The 17,045-nt window shown below is 31.7% G+C and carries 11 protein-coding genes; 4 read left to right on the top strand and 7 right to left on the bottom strand.

Translation table 11 applies throughout. The annotated features are described in order from the left end of the window. Positions 1 to 55 precede the first annotated feature (55 nt). Genes DAD81_RS10250 through DAD81_RS10265 form a run of 4 tightly spaced genes read left to right on the top strand, consistent with a single transcriptional unit; the run spans position 56 to position 6,384 of the window. The gene (locus tag DAD81_RS10250; protein WP_111708167.1) at positions 56 to 2,794 is read left to right on the top strand and encodes a T9SS type A sorting domain-containing protein; all 2,739 of its coding nucleotides are present in this window, start codon (positions 56 to 58) and stop codon (positions 2,792 to 2,794) included. Continuing rightward, complete coding sequence (locus DAD81_RS10255) at positions 2,791 to 3,501, top strand: hypothetical protein (RefSeq protein WP_111708168.1); 711 nt, start codon at positions 2,791 to 2,793, stop codon at positions 3,499 to 3,501. Before DAD81_RS10250 ends, DAD81_RS10255 begins: the two co-directional genes overlap by 4 nt. Before the next feature lie 22 nt (positions 3,502 to 3,523). Further along, positions 3,524 to 4,867: a family 43 glycosylhydrolase gene (locus DAD81_RS10260; protein ID WP_111708169.1), complete on the top strand. Its 1,344-nt coding sequence runs from the start codon at positions 3,524 to 3,526 to the stop codon at positions 4,865 to 4,867. After that, a complete protein-coding gene (locus DAD81_RS10265) occupies positions 4,867 to 6,384 on the top strand; it encodes a sulfatase family protein (protein ID WP_111708170.1) in 1,518 nt (505 codons plus the stop codon). Before DAD81_RS10260 ends, DAD81_RS10265 begins: the two co-directional genes overlap by 1 nt. A 61-nt stretch (positions 6,385 to 6,445) precedes the next feature. Here the strand turns inward: DAD81_RS10265 and DAD81_RS10270 are convergent, their stop codons facing one another. The 7 genes from DAD81_RS10270 to DAD81_RS10300 form a co-directional block, all read right to left on the bottom strand. After that, positions 6,446 to 7,858 carry a sulfatase gene (locus tag DAD81_RS10270; protein ID WP_111708171.1) on the bottom strand — a complete coding sequence of 471 codons (1,413 nt, stop codon included), beginning with the start codon at positions 7,856 to 7,858 and terminating at the stop codon, positions 6,446 to 6,448. A gap of 5 nt (positions 7,859 to 7,863) precedes the next feature. Continuing rightward, entirely contained in the window at positions 7,864 to 9,270 is a 1,407-nt protein-coding gene (locus tag DAD81_RS10275; protein WP_111708172.1) for a glycoside hydrolase family 28 protein, read from the bottom strand. An 11-nt stretch (positions 9,271 to 9,281) separates the two neighbouring features. Next, on the bottom strand, positions 9,282 to 10,829 hold the full coding sequence (locus DAD81_RS10280) for a sulfatase family protein (RefSeq protein ID WP_111708173.1): 1,548 nt from the start codon (positions 10,827 to 10,829) through the stop codon (positions 9,282 to 9,284). Further along, entirely contained in the window at positions 10,822 to 12,330 is a 1,509-nt protein-coding gene (locus tag DAD81_RS10285; RefSeq protein WP_111708174.1) for a sulfatase family protein, read from the bottom strand. The genes DAD81_RS10280 and DAD81_RS10285 overlap by 8 nt, the downstream gene beginning before the upstream one ends. Before the next feature lie 4 nt (positions 12,331 to 12,334). Beyond that, on the bottom strand, positions 12,335 to 13,375 hold the full coding sequence (locus DAD81_RS10290; protein ID WP_111708175.1) for a glycoside hydrolase family protein: 1,041 nt from the start codon (positions 13,373 to 13,375) through the stop codon (positions 12,335 to 12,337). 30 nt (positions 13,376 to 13,405) lie between these two features. Beyond that, positions 13,406 to 15,253: a glycoside hydrolase family 2 protein gene (locus DAD81_RS10295; protein ID WP_218939693.1), complete on the bottom strand. Its 1,848-nt coding sequence runs from the start codon at positions 15,251 to 15,253 to the stop codon at positions 13,406 to 13,408. 326 nt (positions 15,254 to 15,579) lie between these two features. Next, positions 15,580 to 16,953: an endo-1,4-beta-xylanase gene (locus tag DAD81_RS10300; RefSeq protein WP_111708177.1), complete on the bottom strand. Its 1,374-nt coding sequence runs from the start codon at positions 16,951 to 16,953 to the stop codon at positions 15,580 to 15,582. Between the last annotated feature and the right edge of the window lie 92 nt (positions 16,954 to 17,045).

Consider the following 17,045-nt stretch of genomic DNA (forward strand, 5'->3'; position numbering starts at 1 on the left):
CATATCGACAACTTAAAACAAGATCTAGGTTTTAAGTAAAAAACAAATACTCAAAATGAAATACACATCTAATATTTTATTTGTACTTATTTTTATCATTTCTATAAACAGTTTTGCAAAAAACATTTATGTTTCAAAAGACGGAAATGATTCAAATACTGGAACCGAAGAAAAACCTTACTTAACAATTTCTAAAGCTGCTTCCGTTGCTGTAGCTGGTGATATTATTTTTATTCATGAAGGAACATATGAAGAAACCTTAAAACCAACAAATTCTGGTAGTGCGGGAAATCCAATAATCTTTCAATCATATCCAGGAGAACGTGTTATAATTTCTGCAATGGAATCACTTTCTGGTTGGACACAAGAAGGCGGATCAATATATAAAACCATTATAGAATTTCCTGATCTTGATCAGCAAAACTTTGTGGTAAATAATAATACCATTCTAAATTTAGCCCGATGGCCTAATAAAACTGACGAAAACTCTTTTTTAATAAGTACCATTAGAAACACTGGTGGAAGTGGTCCGGATGTAGAGCAAGGAGCCTATTTAACCGAAAATACTATTCCTGGTTACGATTGGACAGGTGGTGCCATCTTTTTTTATGGAGACAAACCAGGATCTGGTTGGACGGCTTGGAAAAGAACAATAACTAGTAGTTCATCAGGAAGAGTAAATTTTAACTTAACTTTTAATAAAAATGAATCTTGGGTTAGAACTTTTCATGCGCCACAAGATTTAGGTGATTTTTATTTAGAAGGAGTTAAAGGCGCATTAGATTATGAAAATGAATGGTGGTTTGATAAATCTACAAAAGAACTATTTATTCAACTTCCTAATGGAACCCCTCCAGTTGATGGAGTTGTTAAAATGCGACGAAGACTAGAAACTATTAACCTAAAAGACAAAAGCTATATAGAAATAAGAAATTTAGCTGTTTTTGGAGGAAGCATTAATATGGAAGATTCTTCTACTTGGCAATCAAACGGTAACACCCGTACTACCAATAATGTACTTTATGGTATTTCTTCTTTTTATGGAAACCATACACAAGGTATATCTGATTCTTCTCGTTCAGGAAAAGCAAGTATAAATTTACAAGGTTCAAACAACACTATTGAAAAATGTGAAATTGCTTTTAATGCAGCTTCAGGAATTCAAGCCAGAGGAAATTATCAAACAATAAAGAATAATTATATTCATGACTTTGACTTTATATCAAATTATGATGGACCATTGGTTGTTAGAGGAATTAATGATAGTAAAATACTAAATAATACGGTTTTTAATGGAGGAAGAGATGCTATTCAATATTTCGGAACAAATAATGAACTTGCTTATAATGATGTTTCAAGAAGTAATTTATTAGCCGATGATTGTGGTTTATTTTATACAACAGGAGCACAATATACTACTGAAATACATCACAATTGGTTTCATGACGCTGCTTCAACTGGAGATAAAAAGAAAGCCGCCGGAATTTATTTAGATAATGATGCTGCTGGTTTTAATGTACATCATAATGTTATTTGGAACACAGAATGGTCTAATATTCAAATAAACTGGAATGGTAAAGACATTAATGTCTACAACAATACTTTATGGAACGGCTCAGCTGTTATGGGAGCTTGGCATAAGGATGGTACTTCTTTTTCAAATGTAAATGTATGGAATAATTTAAGTGACAAAGATAGTTGGGAGCCACAATCTGACAAACAAAATAATTTAACGGAAACATCTGTGGTTTTTAGAGATTTTGATAATTCTGATTTTTACCTAAAAGCCGACTCAAACCCAATTGACCAAGGAAAAGAAATTACTGGAATTACAGATAACTATGTTGCAAATGCTCCTGATGTTGGTGCTTATGAATATGGTGGAGATGATTGGTCTGCTGGTATAACTTGGAACCCCGATTATGGAGCTGCAGATTTAGGCTGTTACGGTTTACCTGGTGAAGATTGTATTAACCTGCCTCAAAATGATGAAGATAAAGACGGTGTAGCCGATGCATTTGATAATTGTCCTGGAACACCAGTAGGAACTCCTGTTAATGCTTCAGGATGTAAGTATTTCTCATTGCCAGCAACCAATTTTACTGTGTTTGTTCAAGGTGAAGAATGTACAAATAGTAACAATGGTGCAATTACTATTACATCTGCAGATACATCACTGTCATTTACAGCAACTATTGAACAATCTAGCACTTCAAAAGATTTTACTTCATCTGTTAAATTTGAAAACTTAAATGCTGGAAATTATACCGTATGTATAACTACAACAGCAAGTGATGATTATAAACAATGTTTTAATGTGACAATTGACCAGCCAGCGGCCTTAAAAGTTAATACGAAAATAAATGAAGAAAAACAACAAGTAAGTATTCAACTGAAAGGAGGAAATACCTACCGAATTAAACTAAATGATTTTGTTACAAAAACGGATAAAAGTGAAATTACTTTAGATTTAAACTATGGATCAAATAAACTAATGATAACAACTGATAAAGATTGTCAAGGTAAACACGATCAAAACATTCAATTATTCGACACTCCCACTATTTATCCTACAGTAGTTGATGATTATTTAAACATTTCGTTTCCAATTTCTATAAATGAAAATATAAATATTAAAATTATTGATCCCTCAGGAAAGCTTATTGTAAATACATCTAAAAAAATTCAAAATAATTATACTACAATAGATGTATCTGGTTTAAATAGCGGCTTATACATTGTTAAAATTGTATCACCAACCACCAACTTTAATTCTAAAATTATTAAGCAATGATAAAAATTAACAACCTTTTTAAAACTTTAGTCCTTCTATTTTCTTTTATTGTTATTGCTTGTGGCGGAAGCGATGATGAACCATCTAATCCAACTCCTACTCCAGATCCTATTCCTGAGGCGACCATATTAATAGAACCACTTAATAATACGGATTGTAACCAAGGTGAAATAATTTCAGATAAAAACAGTAATGTATTATTTGAATGGAATAAGGCTTTAAATACAACCAAATATACCCTAAGCATTAAAAACTTAAATACTAACAAAGTAGAAGAAAAAACTACAGCAGAAACAAGTTTAACGGTTACTTTATTAAGAGGTACGCCTTATTCTTGGAATGTAGTTTCTATAAACAGCACAAAAGTGACTAAAATTAGTAATACTTGGAAATTTTTTAATGCAGGAAAAGGAACAGAAAATTACACTCCCTTTCCGGCAGAGCTTGTAAGCCCAGAAATGGGGTCTCTATCAAATACAACCGTAACTTTAAAATGGAATGGCAGTGATATTGATGAAGATATTGAATCCTACAATGTTTATTTAGGAACAAACCCTACTCCAACAAAACTATTAAAAACTACTGTAAATGACTCAATTTCTGAAGTAATACTTAATAGTGATACTTTGTATTATTGGATGGTTGTTACTAAAGATAGTCAAGGAAATACATCAAATTCAGAAGTTTTCGAATTTAGAACCAATTAATATAATTAAAACAAAAAAGTAAATGAAAAAAGTAACAACATTCACTTTATTCTTAGTCGCAATTCAATTTTGTTTTGCGCAAAACCCATTAGTAACACATATGTTTACTGCCGACCCAACAGCTCGCGTTTTCAATGGTAAATTATATGTATACCCTTCTAGCGATACCTATCCTCCAGCTGGAAGAGAAAAAGAATTTCCACGTTTTTGTATGCCTGGTTACCACGCATTTTCATTAGAAAACGGATCAACGTGGAAAGATTACGGATGGATACTAAAAGAAAATGACGTGCCTTGGGGAAACAAAGACACTTTTGCAATGTGGGCGCCAGATTGCATAAAAAAAGGAGATACTTACTATTACTACTACCCTGCCGCCCCTAAAGATGGCTCTTCATTTAGACGTATTGGTGTTGGTACATCAAAAAACCCAACAGGCCCCTTTAAATGGGAAAAGAATTATATAAAAGGTGTTAGTGGAATTGATCCTGGTTTATTTATAGATGATAACGAAAAAGGTTATTTATATTTTGGCGGCGGTAAAGAGTTATTTGTAGCTCCTTTAAAAGAGAATATGAAAGAAATTGCTGCAGACCCAATAAAAGTTGAAGGCTTACCTGCAGGTTACAAAGAAGGTTCTTTCGCCTTTAAAAAAGATAGTATTTACTACTTTACATTTGCGCACGTTTTTCCTGATGAAGGTTATACAATTGGTTATGCTACAGCTAAAAATCCACTAGGTCCTTTTACATATCAAGGAAAAATAATGGATAATATTAACAATGGTACAAATCATCATTCTGTTGTAAAATACAATGGAAAATGGATGCTATTTTATCATTATTGGGATTTAAGTGGTTTTAACAAATTGCGTTCTATGTGTGCGGATTATTTGGAATTCAAAAAAGATGGAACCATTAAAAAAGTAAAACCAACTAAGAGAGGAATTGGAAACCCAACTATTGGAGAAGAAATTCAAATAGACAGATACAATGAAATTGATGGAGCTAAAACCGCTTATGTTGGAGGTAATGAACCTGCAGGATGGATGGTTACTGAAACTACAATGATGAGTTCTGTTAAATTTAATGGTGTTGACTTTGGAAAAGGAACCGCAACAAAAATTAAAGCAAGAGTTGCAAGTGGACAACGTATTGGTAGTTTTGAAATTAGAATAGGAAATCCTAAAGGAAAACTAATTGCAACATTCCCTGTAAAATATACTGGCGGGTGGAATTCATGGACAACAATTGAAACTGAATTAACTGAAAAGGTAACTGGGTTACAAAATATTGTAGTTGTTTTTAAATCTGATTGGGGATCAACAAAAATTGTAAACTTAAACTGGCTTAAATTAATAGAATAATGAATAAATATATAATTAAATTACTGTTACTACTTATTCCATTTATTGGCTTTACACAAGAAAAACCAAATGTTATTGTTGTTTTAGCTGATGATTTTGGAGTTGGAGATATTTCACACTACAGAAAAATACATTCTGATAATATTATTGTTGAGACTCCTACTTTAGACAAACTGGCTAAAGAAGGAAAAATATTTACAGATGCGCATTCACCTGCAGCATTGTGCGCTCCTACTCGATATGCTATTATGACCGGAAATCATTGTTATAGAAGTTATGCTCCATCTGGAGTTTGGGGTTGTTACCAACCTTCACCAATTGAAAAAAATCAATTAACTTTAGGTAAACTAATGAAACAAGCTGGTTATAAAACTTCCTTTTTTGGTAAATGGGGATTTGGAATGGATTTCGCTAAAAAAGGAGAACCAAATACTACCTATAGAAGTTCAAGAAAAGAATTTGAAATAGATGTTGACATTACTAAAGTTATAGATAGAGGCCCTGTCCAAAATGGTTTTGATTATAGCTATATGTTTCCTGCAGGAATTCAAGCTGAGCCCTATGCCGTTTATGAAAATGGTATAATGACTCCTTTAAAAGAAGATTCAAAAATTGTACTTATTACACAAAAATATGTAGATCACCTTGGTTTTAAACTTGACAAAAAAGAAGGTTTAGGAGATAGTAATTGGAATCCTTTTAATGCTGGTACATTGTTAATAAACAAAGCAGTTGATTTTATAGAAAGAAGTAGTGAAACAAAACAACCTTTCTTTATGTATTACTGCTCGCAAGCGGTTCATAAACCACATACGCCTTCAAAAAAATTAAACGGAACTAAAATAGCTGGCACAACCCCATCAAGTCATTTAGATATGGTTAAGGAACTAGATGTGCAAGTGCAAATGATGATTGAAACATTGAAACGCAAAGGGGTTTATAACAATACTTTAATTATTTTCACTTCTGATAACGGAGGCTTACAAATTAAAGAAACTATTGCTTCAAAACATCAATCTAGTGATATTTTTAGAGGTGGTAAAAACTCTTGTTTTGAAGGAGGAACTAGAGTTCCTTTTATAACTTGGTGGCCAGGAAAAATTAAGGCAAATACTGTTTCTAACGAACCGATTATTGGAATTGATATAATGGCAACTTTGGCTGATTTAACCAATCAAAATATTGAAGAAAATCAGGCTATGGACTCTTCAAACCTATTACCAATTTTGTTGGATGAAAAAAACATTCAACCACATCCATTTTTATTAACACAAAGTGGAACAGGAAAACGAGCTATGATTACTGAAAATGGTTGGAAATTAATTATTCAAATTGATAAAAAAGATAAAACTTTTAAAAAGAGAACACCTTTTGCGTTATTTAATTTGAATGATAATATTTCTGAAGACGAAAAAGAGAACCTCATTAACAACCCAAAATACAAGGATAAAATAGACAAATTATTTAAAAAATATAATACTACTAGAAATAGTAAAATTAAAACAGGAATACTGTAAATAGAAGTAAAAAAGAGGAATTTTTAGATTAAAAATTCCTCTTTTTCTTTTTATAATATTTTTAATAATGCTTTTTCTTTAACTTTTCCTTTTCAATATCAAAATCCGGATTTAATTCCATCATTTGAGCATCAACTGAGGTTCTCCAAGTATTTAACTTTTTTAATAACCGTGCTGCTTTTTTCGGTTTAGAACTTGTAAGATTTGCAGTTTCATTTATATCCTTTTTAAGGTTATAAAGTTCCAAACTTCCATCTTCATAAAACTCTATCAATTTCCATTTCTTATCTCTAATTGCACCGTAAGGATTTGTTCTATGGTAATGTGGATAATGCCAATACAATTCTTTTCTTTTCAATTTTTTTGTCAATCCAGTTAAAAGTGGTTTCAAACTTACACCATCTTTATGTTGCTCTGGTTTTAGGGTTATCTCTGCAAGATCCAATAACGTTGGGTAAAAATCAGTTCCTATTACCATTTCATTACTTGTAGAGCCAGCCTTTATTTTATTCGGCCATTTTATAACAAATGGCTCTCTCGTTCCTCCTTCATGAGAAAACCCTTTAAAATCTCTTAAACCACCCGTAGTTTCATCGTAATTACCTCCATTATCTCCTGTTAAGATTACAATAGTATTCTCTGCAACCCCCATTTCGTCGAGTTTATCTAAAATTCGACCAACACTATTATCTAATTTCTCTACCATTCCAGCTCTAGCTGGATCCATATACTGATTTTTCGAATTATTGAAGGTCTTTGCCTTTTCCTTATATTTCTTAACTAACTCAGGTGGTGACATTACTGGGCCGTGAATTGTATAATAAGAAAAATACAATAAAAAAGGATTTTTCTTATTTACCGTATCTAAAATTTGAATAGCAGCATCCGTTAATTTATCTGTCAAGAAATCTCCTTTTTCACCATCATCAAGATTTGGCATATCAAAGGGAGAAAAATATTTACCTCTACCTTTTGGCTGCCCCCATTCTCTTCCTCCAATATTAATATCAAAACCGTGATCAGTAGGATAATGCTCTTCAAAATCATCTTGCCCAATTGGCATTAAATGCCATTTCCCTAAAAAAGCAGTTGAATAACCAGCTTCTTTCAAGGCTTCAGGCAATAATACTTCTTTATGTTCCAACCTCATATTCCAATCCGGAACAGTTAATTTAGCATATGGTCTTTTATGGCCATCAATCCAATCTGTTAATTTTAAACGTGCCGGATACTTACCCGTTAAAATTGCTGCTCTACTAGGTGAACAAACAGTACAAGCTGCATAACTATTTGTAAATAACATACCTTGGCTTGCTAACTTATCTATATTTGGAGTTTCATTAAATTCCGCTCCATAACATCCAAAATCTCCCCAACCTACATCATCTACTAACAAAAAAACAATATTTGGTTTACTATTTTGAGCTATAATTATTGTTGGAATTAATACTAGTAATTTAATCAGGTTTCTCATTTAATTTATTTTTGAATCAAAATATCTTCTTTTGTTAAAACTTTACCATTCGCTCTAATATTTCTAGTTGAACTATTTTTTACATTATTAAAAACAACTGGTAAACGTTTGTCTTCTTTGTTCGTTTTTATTGATATGTTTTCCAAATTTAAACCATTTAAATGTCGTGCATAAATTCCGTAAGCAGGTAAACCTTTAACTACATAAAACTCAGGCCAGCGCTTCACATTATCTAACGTATACTCTTTAACATCTAATTTTTCAGCGTCTTCAGTTGTACCTCCACCTGAAACAATAAAATCTACATTTGAAATTGAAATATCTTCAATTTCGTGTCCTGGAATTCCTGTTAAGAAAAAAGCTGAATGTTTATCTCCTTTTGAATTATCAACTATAATATTATCAAATTTCATATTATGCATACGTTTCAAAGGTTCATATTCACCTTCAGGAGTTTCCACACTTGCAATTTGCTGGCAGAAAGTCATAAAAATTGGACGTGGTACATTTTCCATTACCAAATTACTAAACGTCATATGACTCATATTTCCACCTTCATTTTGCTGAATTTTTAACCCAGAATCTTGAATATCTCTAAATGTACAGTTAGAAACCGTAACATATTCAATATCTCCTCTAGATAATAATCCAATTCTTATTCCTCCCCATTTTGTAGTAAAATTACAATTGGTAATAGTAACATTTCTACAAGGTTTCTCTGGAAGTGAAGTTTGCAAACAAATACAATCATCACTATTATCAAAATTTGAATTGCTTACTCTCACATTTTGGCATCCATCAAAATCCAACCCATCTCCGTTAAAATTTGCTCTACTAATAATGGTAATTCCATCAACAGTAATATTATTACAATACAAAAAGGCCGAGGTCCAAGCAGCTGGATTTATTAAATGAATATCACGTAATGAAATATTTGAACAATCTTTTAAACGCAATAACATTGGGCGTTTTATCTTCCCTTTGCGTGGAAAGTTTTCATAATGTCCATTTCCATCAATAGTTCCGTGACCTTCAAAAGCTATTGAAGTTGCATTTTCAGCATAAATTAAACACGCATTTTTAGAAGGTTCTCCTTTATACATATTTTTATGAACTCCTTCTAACGGGTAATCATCTTGATTAACACTTCCTTGTAAAACCGTTCCATTATCCACATACAATGTTACATTGCTTTTCATAAAAATGGTTCCAATAACATAAATTCCTCCGCCATCTACCATTACTGTTCCACCACCGTTTTTGTTGCAATCGTCTATTGCTTTTTGAACAGCAATAGTATTCACCGTTTTCCCATCATCAATTGCTCCATACGCAGCAACATTATACTCTTTAGCAACTACTGATACTATTGTAAAAACAGCTAGTAAAAGTGTTAATTTTAATTTATTCATCGTTTTTTATTTTATTGCTTAGGGAAATATCTCATACTACTATACCTTTTGTAAGTATCAAAAATCCCTTTATTTGGACCAACAATTCTTGGGTCGTTAGTTCTTTTTAATTCCGTTAATAACTCTTTCTTTAAACTATTTTCAATCTTTTTATTTGCTAAAGTTCCTGATATATTATTTAAACAAGCTGTATCTTCTTTCAAATTATACATTTCAAATTCAGGTCTTTTATCCGTTGCTAAATCAAAGTAATAACCATACTTTTTAGAATTTTTATTCTTTGTAAGAAATGATTTAGAAGGTGAACCATCTATATCTGCATAAACATTATCAACCAAATCTCCTTCTTTTTTACCTTTTTTAAACATTTTAGCATCTCCAGCAGGCCAACGTTCAGGCTTCATATTCCAGATTAATAAATAATCACCTTTTCTTATACTTCGTTGTGGATAACCCATATTTGCATGTCTAGCAGAAGTATGTCTTTCTCTTCCTGAAAACACAGCTTTCTCAATTCTCAAATTCTTTTTACCTTTTAAAACCTTTAACAAGCTTTTTCCTGTTATAGGTTGCATATTTTCAGCTTTAACTTGTGCAATCTCCAAAATTGTTGGAGCTAATTCAACAAAACCAACTGGCTGACTAATTCTTTTATTTTTTGAAAACTCTCTAGGGTATCTTATTGCTAAAGGCACATGCACACCATAATCGTAACAATTGGCTTTTGCTCTTGGAAACGGCATTCCATTATCTGCAGTAACAATAACTACTGTATTTTCTAACTCTCCTATTTCTTCCAAATAAGTTAACATTTTAGTTAAATGCAAATCGAACCATTCAATTTCAACCGCATAATCAAGCATATCGCCTCTAATAACATCATTATCAGGGAAAAATGCAGGAACCTCAACATCTTTCAACTGCTTATTAGTTCTTTTCCAAGAATCTTTTTCATAACCTCTATGTGCTTCGTGACCTCCATACCAAAAGAAAAATGGTTTATCTTCTTTTGAATTCTCCATAAAATATTTGAAATTCTCAAAGTAATTTTTATCACTTATTTTATTGGTAAACCTTTCATCATTAGATTCATTGTAAACAATTTTACTATGATACGGACCAGCAGCATTTTCTTTTCTCCACAACGAATCTTTTTCACTTAACGCATATCTAAAAGGCGATACACCTTTACCTGCAACACCTACAGCATACCCATTGTTTTTTAATTCATCAGTAAACGGTACATATTTTTTCATCCAAGAAGAACCGTGCTGACCTGATTGTTCATTTTGCCAAGGATGTCTTCCCGTTACAATTGAACTTCTTGAAGGCGCACATCCTGGTGAACCAGCATAACAGTTTTCAAAATAGATTCCTTCACGAGCTATTCTATCAAAAGATGGCGTATTCACAAATTTACTTCCTGCAAAACTTGTATGCGGATAAGAAACATCATCGCAAATTGCAAATAAAATGTTTGGCCTTTTTACGTTTTTTTGAGCAGTTACTGATCCTACAACTATAAAAAATAGTGCTATTACAATCTTAATTTTATTCATTTGTTAACTTTAATAGATTATCTACTTTTGTTCCTTCTGGAACTTTCTTAACATTTAAAAGTTCTCTTGCTTTTAAAACTTTGTCTCCTGTTTCTTTTTGCCATTGATACAATACATTTTGATATTTTATGACTTGTGATTTGTATGCTGATTTCAATGCTAAATTTACAGTTTCGTCTATATCATTATTTAAATTATATAACTCAAATGGGTATTTTTTTTCGGGTTCAAAATAAATGCGTTGTAGTTCATTTAAACTATCTTTCTTATACAAATTTAACATACTTTTAAAAGTAAGTGTACGTTTCGCATATCCATTCCCTCTAAATGACAACTCTGGAAAAAAGTGATGTATATATTGATATTCTTTTGAAATCACAGCTCTTGAACAATCAAAAGTACCATCCATTCCATCACGTGTAGCAAAAATATAATTTCGCTTTTTTGGTTTTTCACTCAACAAATCTAACCCTTCCATTGTTCTAGGAATTTCTATTCCAACTGCTTTTAAACACGTTGGAGCAATATCAATAATACTTGCTAGTTCTTCATTCTTTTCTGAAGACTTAATATTATTAGGCCACTTCATAATCATTGGAATATGCGTTCCTGAAGTCCATAAACTTTGTTTGTGTCGTTGTAAAGTTGCTCCGTGATCAGACATTAAAATAACTAGTGTATTATCTGCATACCCTGAATTATCTAATGCTCTTAAAAATTTACCAACTTCAAAATCTACATGAGAAACAGCATCTAAACTTAAAGCTAATACCTCACGAACCTCTCCTGTATCAGCATAATGAGGCGGAATATTAATCTTTGTTGAGTCTACTGCAATCCCCCTTTCCTTAGCCCATTTTCTCCCCGGAACAAATCCGTGTTTTTTACCAGTTTCAATATTTGCATAGGCGAAAAATGGTTGATTACTTCCTTTTAAATCCCATTTTCCACCTTTAAAATAGCTGTCAATATTTTCTGGATCTATAGTTTGAAGGTTTTTAAAAACTTCTTTCCCACTTTCTCTATTATTTTCAGATTTTCCTCTGTCAAAATTTAAATCTGTTTTAGCGGTAGCTCCATATAACTTTTGATACATTATATCTCCATTACTTCTGAAATTTACTGTAAAATATCCTGCATTATCCATCAATTCCGTAAGAATAGTATAACCTTCAGGTAATTTATCTATATAAGAACTACGGTGATGAGGCGCTCCAATAGTAGAAGCATAACAACCCGTAAACAATGTGGTATGACTTGGACTACAAACTGTTGCCGCTGAGTAAGCCCGTGTAAACAACATTCCTTCTGAAGCTAATTTATCTATGTTTGGTGTTTTAACCAAGGTGTTACCATAACAACCAAAATCTGGGTCCAAATCATCCAAAAATAAGATTAGAATATTAGGTTTACTTTTTTGTGTTAATTTCTCTTTTGAAGCACACGAAATATTCAACCCTAAAAGAAGAATCATTCCAATATTTAATAATCTAACTAACATAAAACTAATGTTTATCTATTTTTGATAAATCAATTTTCAACACTGCACCACTATGTTTTCTGTCCTCTCGCATAATTGCATTAAACAAATATTCAGGTTCTTCATTTTTCCATAAAACTTGAACACGCTCATACCTACATTTCTCACAAACTGGAAAATAATGATCTCCCTTATAATGACTTCGCTGATATTCTCCCCAATGAATTCCGTCATCAGATTCTAAATACAATCCACTGTACCAATCATAATTTCCCATATCTCTTATTAAACAATGGAACTTATTTTTGTAATAGAAAAAATAAGGATCTTCTGTTTGTCCTCCTCGTTCTGGAAAATCTATAATAGGATTTCCTTCATACTTTATATATGGGCCTTCTAAGTTTTTAGCAATTGCTAAACCTGTTTTTCTCCTATCATCATTTCTTCTATCCCAAGCACGGTAATAAATCCAATATTCTCCATTTGGATGCTTCATAAACGAAGGGTTTACCGTACAATATCCATCCCAAGCCATAGTATCTTTTGATACCTCAATAACTGGTTTATCAAATCGTTTCCATGGTCCGTAAGGAGAATCTGAAATTGCCATTCCTACACGTTGTGTATTGGCCGATTTGGCTCTAGTTCTCCAATTATCTTGTTTTATTGTATCGTTTCCAATATAAAGCATCACATATTTACCATCAACCTTTTGAATGTTGGGATTGTGAATGGTATTTGCATCCCATTTTCCTTTTCTTCCCTTTAAAATAATTCCGAATTTTTTATAAGGTCCTTCAGGATTATCAGCAACAGCATGTGCAATATTACTATCTGTCAACCAATTTCCACTTCTCTCCCAAGTAGAATAATATACGTGTACCTTTCCTTTATCATCATAAACAGGTGCACATCCCCAAACAATACTATCTTTCGATTCTAAAATAAATTTTCCTTTATCTGCAAGGCTTTTCGTTAGCCAAGATTCTTTTGGTTCACTCTTTTTTTGAGCAAAACAAAAGTTTAAACTCAAAATTATGATACATAAACTAACTAGGTTTTTCATAAAATTTAATTTTGTTTATTGGTAAAACAACTATTTTTTTGAAGTATTTATCATATCAATTCCTTGATAATACTGCTTCATAACATGCCAAGCTTTTTTCCGTTGACCTTTGTCTGAAACCAATCCTTTTCGGTTCCATCCGTTTTGATTTAAAGGATGATTTCTATAAGGAGAACGGAAATCAAATAGCACCCACGGAGAAGTACCTCTTAGGTTTGGAATGTTTTTAAACATAATTAAGTTTTTTCTATATAACTCTTCCTGATAATCTTCACTCCAAGAATAAGCTTTATCCTTTGAGCCACTTTGACCATAAAGCGATTCACAACCAAACTCTGTCATAATAAAAGGCTTGTCAATAGCTACATTCCATTTTACTTCTGAAGGTTCTACAGGCCAAGGCATGTACCATCCCATATATTTATTAACCCCAATAACATCAACTATCTTTGAAATATCATCTTTAATATTGAAGGTAGATGTTTCAGGATTGTATTTAGGATTATCAAAAGCTGCAGATACTAAACGAGTGTCATCTATTGAGCGAGCTAAATTGATTAAATCAGTTAAAACTTTGTCTCTATAATTATTAGGGCGAGTTTCATTAGCTACACTCCAAATAATAATACCTGCACGATTTTTATCTCGGTAAATCATTTCTTTAAGCATATTTGTAGCCTTATCTAAAACCACTGGATTTTTAAAGTCTATGCCTTGCCATAATGGAATTTCTTCCCAAATCATTAATCCTTTTTTTTCTGCCATACGTACAATATGTTCGTTTTGTGGATAATGTGCAGTACGTATAAAATTACAGCCAAGAGCCATTACTTCTTCCAATATCATTGCGGCATCGGCTTGAGAATATGCACGCCCCAAACGTTGAGGAATCTCTTCATGAAAATTTACTCCTTTTAAAAATACTGAATTACCATTTAACAATATATCTGTTCCTTTTACCTCAATGTTTCGAAAACCTATTTCATCTGTAACTTTATCATCTTTAACTGACAAAGTAGTATTATACATTTTAGGTGAATCTGGTGACCATAATTGAGGTTTAACCTTTATTTCAAATGAAGCAAAACCCTTTTCATCTGTTAATATTTGTTCTTTAACTTTTAATTCAGGTATAGATAATGAAGCTCTTTCAACTGAATTAGCACCATCTAATTGCAAATATCCAGAGATTACATTCTTCTCTCCTTTTTTAAGCTGTACTTTATAATCGTTCACGAACATATTAGGGGTTTCAATAAAGAAAACATCACGAAGAATTCCACCATAATTCCACCAATCAAATTTCATAGCTGGAATTCTATCTTTCTTTCTGTTGTTGTTTACCCTAATAATAAGATCATTCTGTCCTTCTTTTAAAAATGAACCTACCTCAAATTGAAAAGGTGTAAAGCCTCCTTCGTGAGATCCCACTTTTTTACCATTAAGCCATACCTCTGCTTTGTAACTAACACCTGCAAAATAAATAAACGCACGTTTACCATTATTCTTTTTTGCTGAAAAATAGCGCTGATACCAAATATCACCTTCATAATATTTTAATTCTGGAACTTGTGAGTTAAAATCTCCTGGAACATCTAACCTCAATCCATTTTCAAAAGAATATTCAAAAAATTCCGTATCTGATTGTGGCTTTTTATTTTGATAATATTTTGCTTGTTCACCCTTACTATAAGGATCAATAATAGCATTCCATTTTCCATTTAAGAGTTGTGCATCTGCACGTCCGTATGGATTCATCATAAAAGATTGTGCCATAAGTACCGTTATAAAAAGAACCGTTACGCTCACTAAAACTATTCTTTTTATTTGGTTGTATTTACCCATCATTAATTTGTTGTAATTAATCTTATTTTCCATTCAATATAACTTCATTCTGCTCTTTAATTCTATCTCTCTATTTCTTCAATAAACCTTGTCTAAAATACTCATCTTGAGATAGAAATATTTGCGATATTTTAATATAATTTTACATAGCTGTACTTAATTCTCCATTCGGCTCAAGATCTTTTAAAAATAAAGGAAATGCTTTTTGATTGGTGTTATTTTTTTTGTTCACTCAATATGAATAAATTCTTTATTTATATATTATTATTGATTCAATAAAATTAGCAATATCAAACTCTTAAACAAAACTTAAATATCAGAATTAAAATGATCCATCATTTCAAAATTTGAAAATAATTTCACTTTTTATTTAGAGTTATATTCTTTGTTGTTTTCTTATTGTTTAGTTCTATAAACACCTGCTTATATTCAGCAATTTGAACTTTATATGTTCCATAAAAACCTCTAAAATTTATATTTCCTTTTTTAATTTTAGTTTTCAATGCAGTATGCCATTTGTTTTTAATCAACTCTTCTAGCGCATAATAATTGGGCTTTAGCTTTCCGTCTTCAGTAACAATTCCGGCATCCATTCCTCTTCCCCCTAAATTATCAATAGTAAACCAACGGCTTATTCCTTTAATAAAAGGTTTTGAAAACATCAACGTATAGAAATTAGCTTCCCAAGCTGCAATTTCTTTATCACTTATACGCACCTGATTTGGTATCTTTACTTTATTGCTTCGAGATGGTGGATTAAATTCGGTAATAACCATAGGTTTACCCAACTCTCCTATTTTTTCGATACCCTTATTTATTTCATCCATCATAAATGTACGTGGACCGAATTCTTTTGTTCCCTCTTGAAAAGGAATATTTCCTTTTGCATAATAATGGGCTTGATATCCTATATAATCATAATCCACATTTTGCTGAATTAAACTCTTATGGTATTCATAAATTTCTTGAAAAACAGGATTTTGTTCGTTCCATAAATTAGCTTCTAAAATAACCAGTTTTGTATTAGGTAAATATTTTCGAGCAATCTTAATTACACGTGCGCCATTATGAGGCTTTGCAAAGTTTGGAAATTTAGTTGTTCTCAGATATTTCTGTTTTGCACCATCCCAATACTGACCATTTATAAATTCATTAATAACATCAACTTCGGTTATTTTATCTCCATAACGATCAGCAATACTTTTAATACGTTGTTCTATAAGTTTCCACATATCTTCTTCCGTCTTAAATTCATGCAACCAATCTGGATGACCATAAATAAGTGCGTGAAACCTTGTCTTTTTATTCAATTTCTCAGCTAATTGAAATCCGTAATCAGGTGAAATCCATTCTAACTTACTAGTTGATTTTTTTTGATTTCGCTTCCAATAATCGCAAACAATAACCGAATTGAAAGTGTTTTGAATGGCTTTTATTGAAGTTTGCTTTGCAGGATTAGAATTAGGTATTTTTTCATATCCATATAGATTTACTCCAAAATTAAAATCGTGTGATACCAATTCTAATGATACCGATTTATTAATAGGCTTTCCTTTTTCATCAACAATAGTTAGCGTAAAGTTGCCTTTCCTAACTTCTTCTATTTGCTTATTAGCATATAGCATTAAAGTTTTTGTATTGTTATCTGTACCATCAAAAAAAGGATACTTGCTTTGTGCAAAAATGTTGTTACACACAATTAAAAAAACTGCAATAAGTAGTTTGTTTTTCATATTAATATCTGCTAATTTTTTCAACTATCAGTTCTGAATGGAACCGTTTGGCATCCCTGAGTGTTATAGATTAAGGAAATGCATCATAATTA

It is taken from the genome of Lutibacter citreus (assembly GCF_003260195.1).
Lineage (GTDB): Bacteria > Bacteroidota > Bacteroidia > Flavobacteriales > Flavobacteriaceae > Lutibacter > Lutibacter citreus.

Coding starts and splice junctions, on each gene's coding strand:
- DAD81_RS10265 (WP_111708170.1), top strand. CDS start 4,867: ATGAATAAATATATAATTAAATTACTGTTACTACTTATTCCATTTATT.
- DAD81_RS10275 (WP_111708172.1), bottom strand. CDS start 9,270: ATGAATAAATTAAAATTAACACTTTTACTAGCTGTTTTTACAATAGTA.
- DAD81_RS10250 (WP_111708167.1), top strand. CDS start 56: ATGAAATACACATCTAATATTTTATTTGTACTTATTTTTATCATTTCT.
- DAD81_RS10280 (WP_111708173.1), bottom strand. CDS start 10,829: ATGAATAAAATTAAGATTGTAATAGCACTATTTTTTATAGTTGTAGGA.
- DAD81_RS10255 (WP_111708168.1), top strand. CDS start 2,791: ATGATAAAAATTAACAACCTTTTTAAAACTTTAGTCCTTCTATTTTCT.
- DAD81_RS10285 (WP_111708174.1), bottom strand. CDS start 12,330: ATGTTAGTTAGATTATTAAATATTGGAATGATTCTTCTTTTAGGGTTG.
- DAD81_RS10300 (WP_111708177.1), bottom strand. CDS start 16,953: ATGAAAAACAAACTACTTATTGCAGTTTTTTTAATTGTGTGTAACAAC.
- DAD81_RS10270 (WP_111708171.1), bottom strand. CDS start 7,858: ATGAGAAACCTGATTAAATTACTAGTATTAATTCCAACAATAATTATA.
- DAD81_RS10290 (WP_111708175.1), bottom strand. CDS start 13,375: ATGAAAAACCTAGTTAGTTTATGTATCATAATTTTGAGTTTAAACTTT.
- DAD81_RS10295 (WP_218939693.1), bottom strand. CDS start 15,253: ATGGAAAATAAGATTAATTACAACAAATTAATGATGGGTAAATACAAC.
- DAD81_RS10260 (WP_111708169.1), top strand. CDS start 3,524: ATGAAAAAAGTAACAACATTCACTTTATTCTTAGTCGCAATTCAATTT.